Source organism: Vreelandella indica (assembly GCF_037070225.1).
Lineage (GTDB): Bacteria > Pseudomonadota > Gammaproteobacteria > Pseudomonadales > Halomonadaceae > Vreelandella > Vreelandella arctica.
In genome coordinates this window covers 1-13,271 of record NZ_JBANSO010000020.1, presented here as the reverse complement: position 1 = coordinate 13,271, position 13,271 = coordinate 1, and the positions used below count along the sequence as shown (strand labels likewise).

Sequence of the window (13,271 nt, the reverse complement as noted above, 5' to 3'; positions counted from 1 at the left end):
TTAGAAGGAGCTAGCATGCCCACCTTTACCAATGACCCCACCATGCCCACACCAAGCTTCCCCGGAAGCCATATGGTTTTGGACGATCACTATGTGTTTATCTCAGGCTTGACCGTTTCTGATCTCTCTAACGGCCACGCCGCTCGGGGCGATATAAAAGAAGAGACTCGCCTTGTGATGCGCGCATTATCGCGCATGCTCGAAATGGAGGGCGGCAGCCTTGCTGATATCGTGCGGGTCGATATTCATCTTACTGACCTAAACGCCATTCAAGACATGGATAGTGTCTACGCAGAGTACTTTGAACCTGGCCGCTACCCTGCCCGCACCTGCACCGAGTCGCCCAACATTTGTGGCCGCAGCAGTATCGAAATTACTGTGATGGCGAAGCGCCAGCATCAATCAGAGCAATAACCGTCTCAATATTAATATGGGTTTCAAGCATATCGGCTAAGCGATCAAGCTCACGCTCGCGGTGGGCTTGATAATCGCTTTGTTCACCGTTAACCAAACCTAACTGTTTCAGCAGTGCCTGGCAGCCGTCGGGATGGTCAAACAAGCCATGCAGGTAGGTTCCTAGAATCTGTCCATCACCGCTAACGGCACCTTCCGGGCGACCATCCACAGTAAATAAGGGGGAATTCAAGGCAGCCCCTTCGCTCACGCCATTATGGATTTCATAGCCGGTGGCTGTCGCGCCTTCAGTAACCGTTATGCCGCTCACATTTCGCAGCTGTTTGCCCGCCATCATACGCGTTGTGAGCGGCAGCAGTCCCAATCCTGCTTCTTTCCCCGGCTGCCCCTCCAGCCCATCAGGGTCATCCACCCACTCGCCCAGCATTTGAAAGCCACCGCAAATACCTAACACCTTACCGCCGTAACGCAGGTGGCGCAGAATGGCTTTATCCCAGCCCTGGCGCCGTAACCAGGCAAGATCGCTCGCAGTGCTTTTACTACCAGGCAGGATAATCACGTCAGCAGCAGGAATCGGCTGCTCGGGCCCCACAAAGGTCAGCGCCACCTGAGGGTGCAAGCGCAGCGGGTCGAAATCGGTGTGATTACTGATGCGCGGAAGTGCTGGCACGACGATATTAAGCACCTTGCTCTGCTTCTCGGCCTGGGTCACCCCAATACTATCTTCAGAATCGAGCACCAGCCCTTGCAGATAGGGCAACGTCCCCATTACCGGTTTACCCGTACGCGCTTCTAACCACTCAAGCCCCGGTTCCAGCAGCGCAATATCTCCTCGAAAGCGGTTAATAATAAAACCTTTGGTGCGCACCTGCTCGCTCCCACTTAGCAGCGCCAGCGTGCCCACCAACTGGGCAAATACGCCGCCGCGGTCAATATCGCCCACCAGCAGCACTGGGCAGTCGGCGGCTTCGGCAAAGCCCATATTGGCAATATCGCCTTCGCGAAGATTAATTTCTGCAGGGCTACCCGCGCCTTCGGCAATAATCACATCGAAGCGGCTTTCCAGTGCCTGCCAAGCCGCCATTACGCTCGCCTTTGCAGTGCGTTTATAGGCATGGTAATCCAGCGCATCCATATGGCCATGCACCTTGCCGCGCAAAATCACCTGGGCGCCACGATCCGTTTCCGGCTTTAGCAGTACCGGGTTCATATCGCTATGAGGGACCAAATAGCATGCCTGGGCCTGCAGCGCCGTGGAGCGGCCAATCTCGCCGCCATCGCTGGTCACTGCGCTATTCAGCGCCATGTTCTGGGGTTTGAACGACGCCACTGATATACCACGCCTTGCCAGTGCACGGCAGAGCGCAGCCACCACGGTGCTTTTACCAGCATCCGAGGTGGTGCCTTGAATCATCAGTGTGGCCATCACGTTATCCCGCCCAGGTGAACAAGAGCGAGACTGTAGCGGGAGGTGGTAAGCGGCGCAATGCGTCTAACCATTTCCAGACATATCGATCATCGAACGACCACTATCTAACTCCACCCATGCCCTTTTCCGTTTTACGACACTAATCGGTTAATTGATTAAGACACGCGTGATAAACCGCCAAATCATCAGCCGAAAAACAGCAGAATGTCACCGACTCAACGCTTGGGTACTCCTTCAATACCGCTTTAACCGTTGAGACGGCTATCGCCGCGGCCTGCTGGATGGGAAAACGGTACACGCCGGTGCTGATACTTGGGAAAGCCACTGTGTCAGCATTGACCGTAGCCGCCAACGCTAAAGACTGCCGATAGCAGGAGGCCAGCAGTGCCTCCTCGCCATGTTCTCCGCCCTTCCACACCGGGCCAACCGTATGGATGACATAGCGGGCCGGTAACTCGAAACCATCCGTCAGCTTGGCTTCTCCTGTCGCGCAGCCGCCTAGTTCCTTGCAGGCTTTCAGTAGTTCAGGCCCCGCAGCGCGATGGATGGCGCCATCAACACCGCCGCCCCCAAGTAGTGAGGTGTTCGCGGCGTTCACAATCGCATCGACCTTCAGGCGTGTTATATCCGCTTGAACGGCGTTGATGTTCATACAAAACCTCCTTCTTTACTTCATCTTTACTTCGCGACTGCTTTATAGAGACAGTTCAACTTCAGGGGTTGAAGCACTCAATTGCGCCAGCTCCCAGGCTTGCACCATCCGCTTTTTCTCAACACCCCACCGGTAGCCGCCTAGCGCACCGCTTTGCTGAATCACCCGGTGGCAGGGAATCCACAGCGCGATCGGGTTAGCGCCCACGGCATTACCTACTGCACGGGATGATTTTGGCGTGCCTAATGCCCTAGCGATATGCGAGTAACTGGCCAGCTGGCCTTCGGGAATAGTGAGTAGTGCCCGCCACACGGCAACTTGAAAATTGGTGCCCGTCACGTGCAATGACAAAGCAGCCGGCGCCTCTTCTGACTTGGCAAAAATCGCCTCCACCGCATAGCGCGTGGCAACTCGGTTAGGGTGGAAGGTGCTGCGCGGCCACTCCATGGCTAGCTTTGTTAGCAGTTCTTCTTCACTGGTGGTATCAATAAAGCCCATGCGACAAATACCACGGGGCGTCATTGCCACAAACATGCTGCCAAGAGGCGTGTCATGAACCCCATAAGTAATCTCAACGCCCTCACCCTGGCGCTTATACTCCCCAGGCGTAACGGCCTCTAGCTGAACAAAGTGATCATAAAGCCGTGATCCGCCGCTAAGCCCTAGGGTATGAGCAATATCCAACAACGAAGTAGAGGAGTGCATCAACTGCTTACCCCGCTCCAGCGTTAGCGCCTGTAAAAACCGTTTAGGGCTAATCCCCACGTAACGACAAAACAGCCGCTGGAAATGGAAGGCGCTAATATGAACGTGAGCGGCCACTGTTTCCAAATCAGGCTGCTCAGTAGCATTGGCAACCATGTAGGTCATGGCTTTTTCGATACGCGCATAATCGTTCATGTTTATCTCTCTAGCCGTTTCGTTTCAGGCTACTTATGGGCTTATCATGGCAGCCTAAGCGCTCAAGGCCCCGTTGCCGACCCGTATCTTGCTCAATGCGTTGTGGGCAAACACCCACTGTTTTAGCGTTATTGTTTCGGTGATGCAAAAAAGACAATTCTCCTGTTTTCCGCTAGGGTGAGGCCCCGCCTCCATTGACAGTGCACACTAAGCCCATGCAAGACTTAATTGATGACATTGCCGCAGCCATGGCGAAAGCAGAGGAACGTGGCAAGGTCGCAGACTATATTCCCGAACTTGGTCATGTAGACCCACAACAATTTGCCATTTCGCTCGCCACCGTCGATGGCCAGGTATATTCGGCGGGCTGCGCGACCACCCCCTTCTCAATCCAAAGCATTTCCAAAGTTTTTACGCTGACGATTGCGCTAGGCCAGATGGGCGACTCACTCTGGACAAAAGTGGGCCGTGAACCCTCGGGCGACCCCTTCAACTCTATCGTGCAGCTTGAACACGAAAGCGGCAAACCGCGTAACCCGTTTATTAACGCCGGTGCCATTGCGGTAGTCGATGCGATCATGATGGGCCATGAACCCAAAGAGACGCTGGGTGAGATTCTAAGCTTTGTGCGTTATATCGCCGATGACGACAGCATTTGCTTTGACCATGCGGTAGCTGCATCAGAGATGGCGCACCGCGACCGCAATGCTTCATTGGCGCACTTTATGAAAGCGTTTGGTCATCTTCGCCACGATGTCGATAAGGTCCTGGGCACCTACTTTCATCAGTGTGCTATTGCGATGAGCTGTGAGCAGCTCGCTCATGCCGGCCTGTTCCTGGCTTCGGATGGCGTCAATAAACCCAGCGATATTCGGGTCGTCGCCCCTCAGCGGGCACGGCGTATCAATTCACTGATGATGATGTGTGGGCACTACGACGCCTCAGGGGAATTCGCTTTTCGGGTGGGCCTGCCCGGCAAAAGTGGCGTGGGCGGCGGCATACTGGCCATCGCCCCAGGCCACGGCGCCATTGCCGTTTGGTCACCGGGGTTAGACCCCTACGGCAACAGCTTGCTAGGCACCCAGGCGCTTGAAATGTTTGTACAGCACACCGGCTGGTCGGTGTTTGGACATTAAAGTACGCACCTTCGCCCGCGTCTCCTACGCTAGACAATAGTAAGTCACTCCCACAGTATAGGCAGGCGGCCAAATATGGACATATCGCAACGCCATCATTCGTCAGGAGGACACCATGGCTAATAGTATGAAAAACCCCGATCACCGTGATGCGATTACACTTTTCGCCCGCATGGGCTACGCCTCCCGCGGCATCGTTTATGTGTTAGTGGGTGGTCTTGCCGCGCTGGCAGCCTTTGGGCAAGGTGGCCAAACAGAAGGCAGCCGCGGTGCATTAGAAAGAGTCCTCACCGCTCCCTTTGGAAAAATACTATTAGGTGTCATCGCAGTGGGTTTGGTTGGCTACGCCATGTGGCGCACCATTCAAGCAGTCAAAGACGCCGACCATCACGGCAACGGCGCTAAAGGCTTAGCTATTCGGGCGGGTTTATTAGCGAGTGCGATTACCCATACGCTATTGGCCTTTTTTGCCGCCACGCTCATCTTCCAATTTACGGGCTCCTCCGGGGGGTCAGGCGGTGGCTCACAGGGCGTGGCAGGCTGGTTGATGCAGCAGCCTTTTGGCCGTTGGCTGGTAGGGGCCGTTGGCTTGGTCATGATTGGTGTCGGCATCTCCCATGCCTTCAAGGGTTATAAGGCCAAATTTGACAAGCACTTCGCTATGCCACCACAAACCCGAAAGTGGGCTTATCCCATCTGCCGTTTTGGCTTAGTCATTCGCGGGATTGTATTTGTTATCGTGGGTAGTTTCTTTCTGATTGCCGCTTATCAGTTTAATCCCGACCAGGCAGGCGGTACGGCTGAAGTATTTAGTACACTGCGCAGCCAAGCATACGGTCAATGGTTACTGGCCGTTGTCGCTATAGGACTCTTCGCGTTTGGCTTATACAGCCTATTAGCGGCTATCTATCGCCGCATTAATCCAGAGATGTAGCGACTCCCTAATGGCCAACACAACAAAGCGAACCAAGCAGTGGTTTGAGCGTATTAATGGCTCGAAGAACATGCTGTGGTTACTCGGCACCCTCTCCTTTTTGGAAACGATTATTCTGCCCATTCCGCTTGAGCTGGTGCTGATCCCGCTGATGGCAGCCAATAAACAACGTATCTGGCTTTTAGCGACGGTCACTACCGCAGGTTGCTTAATTGCTTCGCTGGTCGGCTATGGCGTTGGCATGCTGCTTTTTCAGTCGATAGGTACTTGGTTTATTGAGTTTATGGGCATGGAACAGAGCTATCAGTCGTTCCAAACCTTCTTCGATCAGTATGGTTTTGCCGCGATTTTAGCCATTGGCATTCTGCCCATTCCCTTTCAGGTAGCTATGATTACCGCAGGCCTTTCCGGCTACCCGGTTCTTCTCTTCGCGCTAGCGGCGTTAATTGCCCGCGGCCTGCGTTACTTCGGCCTCGCCTGGCTCGTCCACCGCTTTGGCAGCCGAGTACTGATGTTATGGAAACAACAAGCCCTAGTAACCAGCTTGGTGGCGGGTGTAGTGGTGCTGGTGGTGGCGCTGGGAATGCAGGCTTTGGCGGGGCTGATTGCTTAACCGGCGGTTGAAATATCCAGCCCCACCTTAGCAATGCGCGTTTGGCATTGGCTTAAGCATCATCCTGCGTCTTACCAGACGTTGCTGCCGTATGCTTGGCTTTCATATCTTTGAAGGCCTCCATGATGTCCATGGGTAGCGGGAACACAATCGTCGAGGCGTTTTTGTTGCTCATGTCACTCATGGTTTGCAGGTAGCGAAGCTGTAGCGCGGCGGAATTCTCCTGCATCACGTTGGCGGCTTCCACCAGCTTTTTGGACGCCTGAAGCTCCCCTTCGGCGTGTATCACCTTGGCGCGACGCTCGCGCTCCGCTTCGGCTTGACGTGCAATGGCGCGGATCATGCTCTCATCCAGATCCACATGCTTGATTTCAACATTGGCCACTTTGATGCCCCAGGCTTCGGTTTGGGTATCAATGATTTCCTGGATATCGTCGTTGAGTTTATCCCGCTCGGAAAGCATCTCATCCAGGTCATGCTTGCCCAGCACGGAACGCAGCGTGGTCTGGGCCAACTGGCTGGTCGCCTGGGTGAAATTCTCAACTTGGATGATCGCCTTTTCAGGGTCGACAACGCGGAAGTAAAGCACCGCGTTGACCTTAACGGTGACGTTATCCCGGGAAATGACATCCTGCTCAGGTACGTCCATGGTAATCACACGTAAATCCACCACCTCCATCTTCTGAATGGCAGGAATCACAATGACCAACCCTGGCCCTTTGACCTTCTGAAACCGGCCAAGAAAGAACACCACGCCACGCTTATATTCCGGCAGTATGCGTATGGAGGCGGCAATCAGCATCAACACCAGCACTACTGGAACCAAATAAGAAATAATCATGGGTCACCTCATCGAGTTGCTGGACTATCACATGAATAACGCACGACAACTGAGGGCCTAGTGGGGGGTGACGTATACCGTCAACCCTTCGAGGCGTGTCACTGTAAGCTGATCGCCCTGCTTAACCGGAACATTACTCACCGCGTTCCAGCGCTCGCCGTGCAATTGCACGTGGCCGTGGGTATCAAAATCCTCCAGGGCAATGGCATCTGCGCCAATCAGCTGCTCCGCGCCGGAATGTACCGGGCGGTGATGAAGCGTTGCAAAGCGCATCAGCGTCCATAGCATCAAGCCTCCTGACACCAGCGCCACACCCACGATAAGCGGCAATGAAATAGCCAGATACTCGGCATCCATCAGCATGACCGAGCCGAGCACAAAGGCAACGATGCCTCCTGCCCCCAGCACCCCGAAGCTGGGCAGTAGCGTCTCACCTACCATTAGCGCCAATCCCACCACCATCAACGCTAGCCCGGCGTAGTTAATCGGCAGCACCTGGAACGCAAACAGTGCCAACAGCAGGCAAATGATTCCGATGGTGCCTGGAAATAGGCTACCGGGACTGGCAAGCTCATATATCAGCCCGTAAAAACCCAGAATCATTAAAAAATAGGCGATATTGGGGTTGGTAATCAGCGAAAGTAGTTGGGTACGCCAATCCGGGTCGAAGCGCTCAATGGCGAGATCGGCGGTGGCTAAGGTGTATTCACCCCGCTCCATGACCACTGTCATGCCATCTATCTGCCCTAGCAGGTCATCATTATCACGCGCTACCACATCTATGACGTTTTGCTCTAATGCCTGGTTGGCGGTGAGATTCACTGCATCGCGCACTGCGTCTTCCGCCCAGTCGGCGTTGCGGCCGTGGCGCTCAGCCAAACTGCGGATGAAGCTCACCGCGTCTTCCATGACCTTGCGCTCCATGGCGCTGCCCTCACGGGCCGGCGCATCAGACGCATCTTGATCTTCTTCAGCATCGCTATCAGGCATACCGCCGCCGCCCATTTGCACCGGTGTCGCAGAGCCCAAATGGGTAGAAGGCGCCATGGCCGCTACGTGGCTGCCGTAAAGCAGATAGGTACCTGCACTGGCTGCGCGCGCGCCACTGGGGGAAACATACATCACCACCGGCAGGTCTGAATTGAGCATTTCCCGAATCATATCGCGGGTGGTATCAACCAATCCGCCAGGGGTATCCAGCTCAACAATCACCACTTCGCTGCCCTGCTCTCGGGCTTTACGAAGACCACGCTCAAAATAATCCTTGGTCGCAGGGCCGATAGCGCCTTCAATATTGAGGATTAAAGCGCTGGGCGAGGTTTGTGCCCTGGCCTGCCACGTGAGCGACAGCGCCGCCATCAGCAATCCCGCCACCAACAGCCACAGCCAGTGCGATTTGTGAGAAAGGGAGTGCATATCCGCTCCAGCAGCTATCAATATGCTCAAGGGTATCTACTCAACGTAGCACCCGCAGTGAGCTTCGTCATGAACAACATGATAGCGGGCGGTTAAGCGTAATAACGCTTAACCGCAGGAGGTTATGCTAAGCAACAGCGATGGCTGGAAGGACGTTCGAGGAGGTTGGCTGGGAGTTGGTTAGTTGACGTAATAGCCGCTTACCTTCCAATCACCCTCTTCTAGGTGAGGCGTGATAGTTTCGGTAATCTGAGGCTTATTTTCAAAACGGGTTTGGAACGTAAACACCGCATAATCACCAACAGGCGCGCCGGGCATGGACGTTTCACGGATAACACGTATCCGCCGCCTGGACTCAACCGCCCCAAAATCACGCCGGGCAGCGTTGATGGTACGGGCCAGCATATTGGAAGAGAGCGGCACCTGCAGCAACGTTGAGGATGCCTCCCACGCTTGTTCATACTCACCGCTATCGATGGCTTCAAGCCACGCCAGCGCTGCCGCTTCAGCCGCATCGGTATGTGAATACGCGTTCGTGGTTAGCACGAGAAGCACGGTAGCAATGATAAAAGTCACTGTTTTGGACATAGCAAACTCTTGTGGCAGCCAGGGTTAATCGTGCGTCTTAAGTCATTATCGGAAGCTGGGGGGATTTCTTTAACGCTAATCCCGCCTAGCGGCGACTAATGATAGAAAGGGATTCACCTGTCGTGGTCCGCGCTTCTCAAACCCCACCTGCTCGTTTACTATGCGCCACCCAACCTATCCAGCTCTCACCTTTAGGCGACCATGTCCGTCAACGCACTCTATACCGACCTTTCCGGCTACTACGATTTGATGTGCGTAGATATCGACTACCAAGCACAAAGCAACGCCATTCGACGGCTGCATCAGCTTTTCGGTAACGACGGCACCGCCCATCTGGATTTAGCCTGCGGCACCGGCCCCCACGTGCGCCATTTTATTGATTTTGGTTACGCCAGCGGCGGGCTGGATATCAATCAGCCGATGCTGGATATCGCCGCCTCGCGCTGCCCAGAAGCCCAATTCACCTTGCAAGATATGAGCACGTTCGACGTAAGCGAACCTCTCGATTTAATCACCTGCTTTTTATACTCGATCCATTATAACGATGGTATTGAGAAGCTAACCGCCTGCATCGCCAGCGCCCACCGCGCTTTAAAAGCGGGCGGTGTGTTCTACTTTAATGGGGTGGATAAACAGCGCATCAATAACGATCTATTCGTTAAGCACACCGCGAAACAGGGCGAGGATTCGTTCACCTTCCGCTCAGGGTGGCACTACAGCGGGCACGGTGAAAGGCAGTCGTTAAGGCTCAGCATTGAAAAAACCAGCGCCGGCAACACCCAAGTATGGAACGATGAACACCCCATGGTGGCGGTGAGCTTTATAGAACTAACCGCCCTACTAACGCCTTATTTTGAGGTGCATGTGTTTGAGCATAACTACGAGACCATCACCCCGTGGGATACTGTTTCGGGCAATGCGATTTTTGTGTGCGTGAAGAAATAGCGCCCACACAAGCTTATGGCGGGAAAAGTTCCTAAATGCTGCTTGGTTGAATCACCAGGCGTCTATAGTGAAGAGACCTATCACGGGCTGACGCCATGACCGACCTTATTTTGCCAAGCAACGCACACTTTCTAAATTTTCGGCATCGACCGCCTGACAAGCGCTTGGCCCCCTGGGTACAGTGCCTCTGGTCAATGGGTGGACCTGGGCAACTTAAGACCTCCCGAACCGAGAAGCTCTACCCAGATGCCGGTGCCAGCCTAAGCATCAAGCTCACCATCCCGCGCCCCATCATCACGCTCTGCTTAAACAGGCGCACGCTGGTCGAAACCTTCGACACGTCCACCCCAAGCCTAGGCATTCGCTTCAAGGCTGCCGGCGCCCACGGCCTGCTGGGCCTGCCACTCGAAGCTTTCACGGATGGCTTTCACCATCTAGAAGATGAACTTGAGCCACTAGGGCTGCAGGAACTGATGCCGATAGTAGAACGCCTTTACCAGCTCGACGAAAAGCAGGGTTTGCGACTTCTGGAAACATGGTTATTGCATCGACTGAGACGCATGCCGATTCTCAACAGCCGGATCGTCATGGTCATTCAGGCCATCAGAGAATTACAGCTTCCACCCCAACAGCTAGGCGCCACTATCGGTTTTACTAGGCGTACTCTGGAACGCAAATTAAAACGTGAAGTGGGCGTTACCCCTGGCCAATTAGTAGCTTATGCCCGTCTTAACCTTGCCCGCCATGAGTTGTTTGAGAGCAATCGTTCCCTAGCGGAAATAGCGTTGCAATGCGGCTACTATGATCAGGCTCACTTCACGCACGCTTTCCAAGCACTCGCCTATGAAACGCCCGCCGCCTACCGCAAACGCAAATTGTCGCAAATCTACAAGGCGTGACGAGCTTACGGTTTTAAGCTGAGGCCTCCACTAACCATCTAGGTCATCCTCATGTCTCAGCGTATCTCTCAGCAAGCCGTTTACCGCCTATGCCCTCGCTTGGCTGAACACTTGGTTCCCCTGGGCGCGGTCGCATCCGGCAGTACAGTCACCCCGACCATCACTCATTTGGTTAAATTGCGTGTTTCGCAAATCAATCACTGTGGCTTTTGTCAGCACATGCACTCGCAAGAGGCCAGAGATGATGGCGAACATCAGGTTCGCCTGGATGTGCTTCCCGCCTGGCGTGAAGTTGCCTGTTTCAGTGAGCAGGAACGCGCCGCTCTGGCATGGGCAGAAGCCCTTACGCTGCTAAGCCAACACCCAATCAGCGACGAAACCTACCAGAATGCCTTAGCCGCCTTTGGAGAGCAGGATTTACTGGAATTGACCACGGTGATTCTGGCCATCAACAGTTGGAATCGGGTCGCAGTCAGCATGCAGTTTATGCCTGCTATCAAACTATAAATCTCCAACTACAGGGTTGAGAAAGGCGGTTTCCTTCCAGGCTACCGCCTTTTATTCAGACCTCTTTGAGACCAAATGCACCATCAATATCTGATACTGATGAAAGGTCAGGCTTCTGAACCACTAGGGGAAGGACGCAGTTGCATCTGAACGCCGAGTAAAAAGTTACGCAGCACCTGATCTTTACACTCGCGATAATTCTTGTGGCTTGGCTTACGGAAAAAAGCGCTTAATTCATGATTGCTGATGCGGAAGCCTGCCAGCTCAAAAATAGCCAGAATATCGTCAGCCTTTAGATTTAAGGCAATGCGCAGCTTCTGGAACACCATGTTGTTGTTTAACTGCGTTTCTGGCGCTGGCTGCGGGCCTTCGCGCTTACCACGCTTGAAGCTGATAAAGCCGTTCAGAAACGCTGCCAGCTCTCTATTTTTCATCGTCACAAAGGCATCGTCTTCATCCTTTTTCAGCCAAGCAGTGACCTGTTCCTGAGTCACGCTGACTTCTGCCAAGGCGAAAATATCCACGATGGTGCTGTCTTTTAAATCAAAGGCATACCGTATGCGGCGGAAAATATCGTTATTAGTCAAAATCGTATCCCTAGTCTTAGGCAAACCCAGCACAATCAGGCGTTATGTGCATCTACGTTTATCGTGAATATCACTAACATCAGCAGCTTAAAAACTAACCTGTTGTCAGCTTTCCAAGCAGCTCATCAATTTCGTCTTTAAGCTCGCCATCTTCAATCTTGTTGGCGGTGATTTGGGCCTTTTTAAGATTGTTGATCGCTGCGTCAGTCTGACCCAACTCCACCTGCAGCTTCGCCATGGAGAACGCGATGGATGACATATGGTCTTTCGAATTCACTGCAACGGCTTTCTCAAAGGCTTTTTCGTAGACAGCCAACGCCTCATCCAGCTCTTCCGTGAAGTCAGCCAGCGTTTCCCACTGCTCTGGATGGTCCTTGTCGGTATTTTCGTTCTCGGTGCAGATCGCTTCCAACTGTGCATAAAGCGCATCAAACGCCTCTCTATCCTCTTTATCAGCAGCCTTCATGAGTTTTTCAGCGAGTTCGTAAACCGCTTTGTATATTTTGGTGTTAATCATGAACGACTACCTTTTCTCTATTAAAAACAGTAACAAGTAAAAAATCTGCTAAAAACAACGTTGTGGAACCGCCAACTCACCTTGGCCGGTGACATTATACCCTTTGAGGATAGCGCTACGGGTGTTCATTTTTCGGTTTTTGTAGCAAGACCAGACCACTGACCGCTATTAACAGTAAAGCTCCATGATGAACTCAGGTTCACCCGTTTGTTCATCAATCTGTTCACCTAATGAAATGAAGCCATGCTGCTTATAAAAATTGATGCTGGGGGCATTCTGGCTGTAAACACTGAGCTGCAAACACGACCTTCTGCTCTTGGCATCATCAATTAATGCTGACCCTATCCCCTGGCCCTGAAGGCTGGGTGACACAAAAACCGCTGCCAACGTACTTCCATAGAGGCAGTAAAACCCTGCTATTTGCTCATCCGCTTCATAGACAAAGGTCTCCGATGCAGGGATGTATACATCACGCATTTCGCTAACTTTGGACTGCCAATATTCTGACCCAGCGAAGGAGTGAGCTTTAATCGATGCTGAAAGCCAGATATCCAAAATGTGTTCAATATCCGCCTCCCGGTATTTACGAATCATCTAGATGTTCCTAACGATGGTCAACGGCGCCAAAGGCGTTACTGAAAAGCTGCTTAGTCCTGGATAGGTTTGCACCTGTTTCAGGGCTAGGCAGCTTCATAAATAAGGTGGGAGTACTTTGCCTTCCTTAGGGTAAATCTGTTCCTTCCATTGGGTTAAGTAACGCCCTTCACTTTCTCCTGAATCCGTGAAGCCGGCGCCGACACTTTCCCTATCACCGCCAGCGAGCACTTTTTGATCATTCGCCCCGTGCAAGTTGGCTTTCGCAAGCCCGTTATTGCCAAAACCCACCGTGCTGA

17 protein-coding genes are annotated in these 13,271 nt (G+C 53.2%); 7 read left to right on the top strand and 10 right to left on the bottom strand.

Going from position 1 to position 13,271, the window contains the following annotated elements:
* Positions 1-15: 15 nt before the first annotated feature.
* Complete coding sequence (locus tag V8L71_RS14170; protein ID WP_336274510.1) at positions 16-414, top strand: RidA family protein; 399 nt, start codon at positions 16-18, stop codon at positions 412-414.
* On the opposite strand, the gene V8L71_RS14165 is transcribed toward V8L71_RS14170, so the two are convergent.
* From V8L71_RS14165 to V8L71_RS14155, 3 genes are all read right to left on the bottom strand, one after another.
* Positions 374-1,840 carry a cobyric acid synthase gene (locus tag V8L71_RS14165; protein WP_336274509.1) on the bottom strand — a complete coding sequence of 489 codons (1,467 nt, stop codon included), beginning with the start codon at positions 1,838-1,840 and terminating at the stop codon, positions 374-376. The genes V8L71_RS14170 and V8L71_RS14165 overlap by 41 nt on opposite strands.
* Positions 1,841-1,982: 142 nt before the next feature.
* Positions 1,983-2,495 carry an O-acetyl-ADP-ribose deacetylase gene (locus V8L71_RS14160; protein ID WP_336274508.1) on the bottom strand — a complete coding sequence of 171 codons (513 nt, stop codon included), beginning with the start codon at positions 2,493-2,495 and terminating at the stop codon, positions 1,983-1,985.
* 42 nt (positions 2,496-2,537) lie between these two features.
* Positions 2,538-3,395 (bottom strand): bifunctional transcriptional activator/DNA repair enzyme AdaA, encoded by an 858-nt coding sequence (locus tag V8L71_RS14155; RefSeq protein WP_336274507.1) that lies wholly within the window; start codon positions 3,393-3,395, stop codon positions 2,538-2,540.
* Between the two features lie 215 nt (positions 3,396-3,610).
* Here V8L71_RS14155 and V8L71_RS14150 point away from each other — a divergent pair, with 215 nt between their 5' ends.
* From V8L71_RS14150 to V8L71_RS14140, 3 genes are all read left to right on the top strand, one after another.
* A complete protein-coding gene (locus tag V8L71_RS14150) occupies positions 3,611-4,531 on the top strand; it encodes a glutaminase (protein ID WP_336274506.1) in 921 nt (306 codons plus the stop codon).
* A gap of 115 nt (positions 4,532-4,646) precedes the next feature.
* Positions 4,647-5,465, top strand: coding sequence for a DUF1206 domain-containing protein (locus V8L71_RS14145; RefSeq protein ID WP_336274505.1), 819 nt, complete (start codon positions 4,647-4,649; stop codon positions 5,463-5,465).
* Positions 5,466-5,475: 10 nt separating this feature from the next.
* Positions 5,476-6,078 (top strand): YqaA family protein, encoded by a 603-nt coding sequence (locus tag V8L71_RS14140; protein ID WP_008956387.1) that lies wholly within the window; start codon positions 5,476-5,478, stop codon positions 6,076-6,078.
* Between the two features lie 52 nt (positions 6,079-6,130).
* Here V8L71_RS14140 and V8L71_RS14135 read toward each other — a convergent pair whose 3' ends face one another.
* The 3 genes from V8L71_RS14135 to V8L71_RS14125 all read right to left on the bottom strand — a co-directional run bounded on the left by V8L71_RS14135 (position 6,131) and on the right by V8L71_RS14125 (position 8,923).
* Positions 6,131-6,919 (bottom strand): slipin family protein, encoded by a 789-nt coding sequence (locus V8L71_RS14135; protein WP_336274504.1) that lies wholly within the window; start codon positions 6,917-6,919, stop codon positions 6,131-6,133.
* A 57-nt stretch (positions 6,920-6,976) separates the two neighbouring features.
* Entirely contained in the window at positions 6,977-8,335 is a 1,359-nt protein-coding gene (locus tag V8L71_RS14130) for an NfeD family protein (RefSeq protein WP_336274503.1), read from the bottom strand.
* A 180-nt stretch (positions 8,336-8,515) separates the two neighbouring features.
* Entirely contained in the window at positions 8,516-8,923 is a 408-nt protein-coding gene (locus V8L71_RS14125; RefSeq protein WP_336274502.1) for a DUF4019 domain-containing protein, read from the bottom strand.
* A 201-nt stretch (positions 8,924-9,124) separates the two neighbouring features.
* On the opposite strand from V8L71_RS14125, the gene V8L71_RS14120 reads away from it, so the two are divergent.
* From V8L71_RS14120 to V8L71_RS14110, 3 genes are all read left to right on the top strand, one after another.
* On the top strand, positions 9,125-9,868 hold the full coding sequence (locus V8L71_RS14120; protein ID WP_336274501.1) for a class I SAM-dependent DNA methyltransferase: 744 nt from the start codon (positions 9,125-9,127) through the stop codon (positions 9,866-9,868).
* Between the two features lie 95 nt (positions 9,869-9,963).
* Positions 9,964-10,767, top strand: coding sequence for a helix-turn-helix domain-containing protein (locus V8L71_RS14115; protein WP_336274500.1), 804 nt, complete (start codon positions 9,964-9,966; stop codon positions 10,765-10,767).
* Positions 10,768-10,818: 51 nt separating this feature from the next.
* Positions 10,819-11,274: a carboxymuconolactone decarboxylase family protein gene (locus V8L71_RS14110; protein ID WP_336274499.1), complete on the top strand. Its 456-nt coding sequence runs from the start codon at positions 10,819-10,821 to the stop codon at positions 11,272-11,274.
* 107 nt (positions 11,275-11,381) lie between these two features.
* On the opposite strand, the gene V8L71_RS14105 is transcribed toward V8L71_RS14110, so the two are convergent.
* The 4 genes from V8L71_RS14105 to V8L71_RS14090 all read right to left on the bottom strand — a co-directional run.
* Entirely contained in the window at positions 11,382-11,861 is a 480-nt protein-coding gene (locus tag V8L71_RS14105) for a YehS family protein (protein WP_336274498.1), read from the bottom strand.
* 94 nt (positions 11,862-11,955) lie between these two features.
* The gene (locus tag V8L71_RS14100; protein ID WP_336274497.1) at positions 11,956-12,378 is read right to left on the bottom strand and encodes a tetratricopeptide repeat protein; all 423 of its coding nucleotides are present in this window, start codon (positions 12,376-12,378) and stop codon (positions 11,956-11,958) included.
* A gap of 168 nt (positions 12,379-12,546) precedes the next feature.
* Positions 12,547-12,972 carry an N-acetyltransferase gene (locus tag V8L71_RS14095; protein WP_336274496.1) on the bottom strand — a complete coding sequence of 142 codons (426 nt, stop codon included), beginning with the start codon at positions 12,970-12,972 and terminating at the stop codon, positions 12,547-12,549.
* Positions 12,973-13,068: 96 nt separating this feature from the next.
* The coding region (locus tag V8L71_RS14090; protein WP_336274495.1) for a hypothetical protein at positions 13,069-13,271 on the bottom strand (203 nt) is incomplete at its 5' end.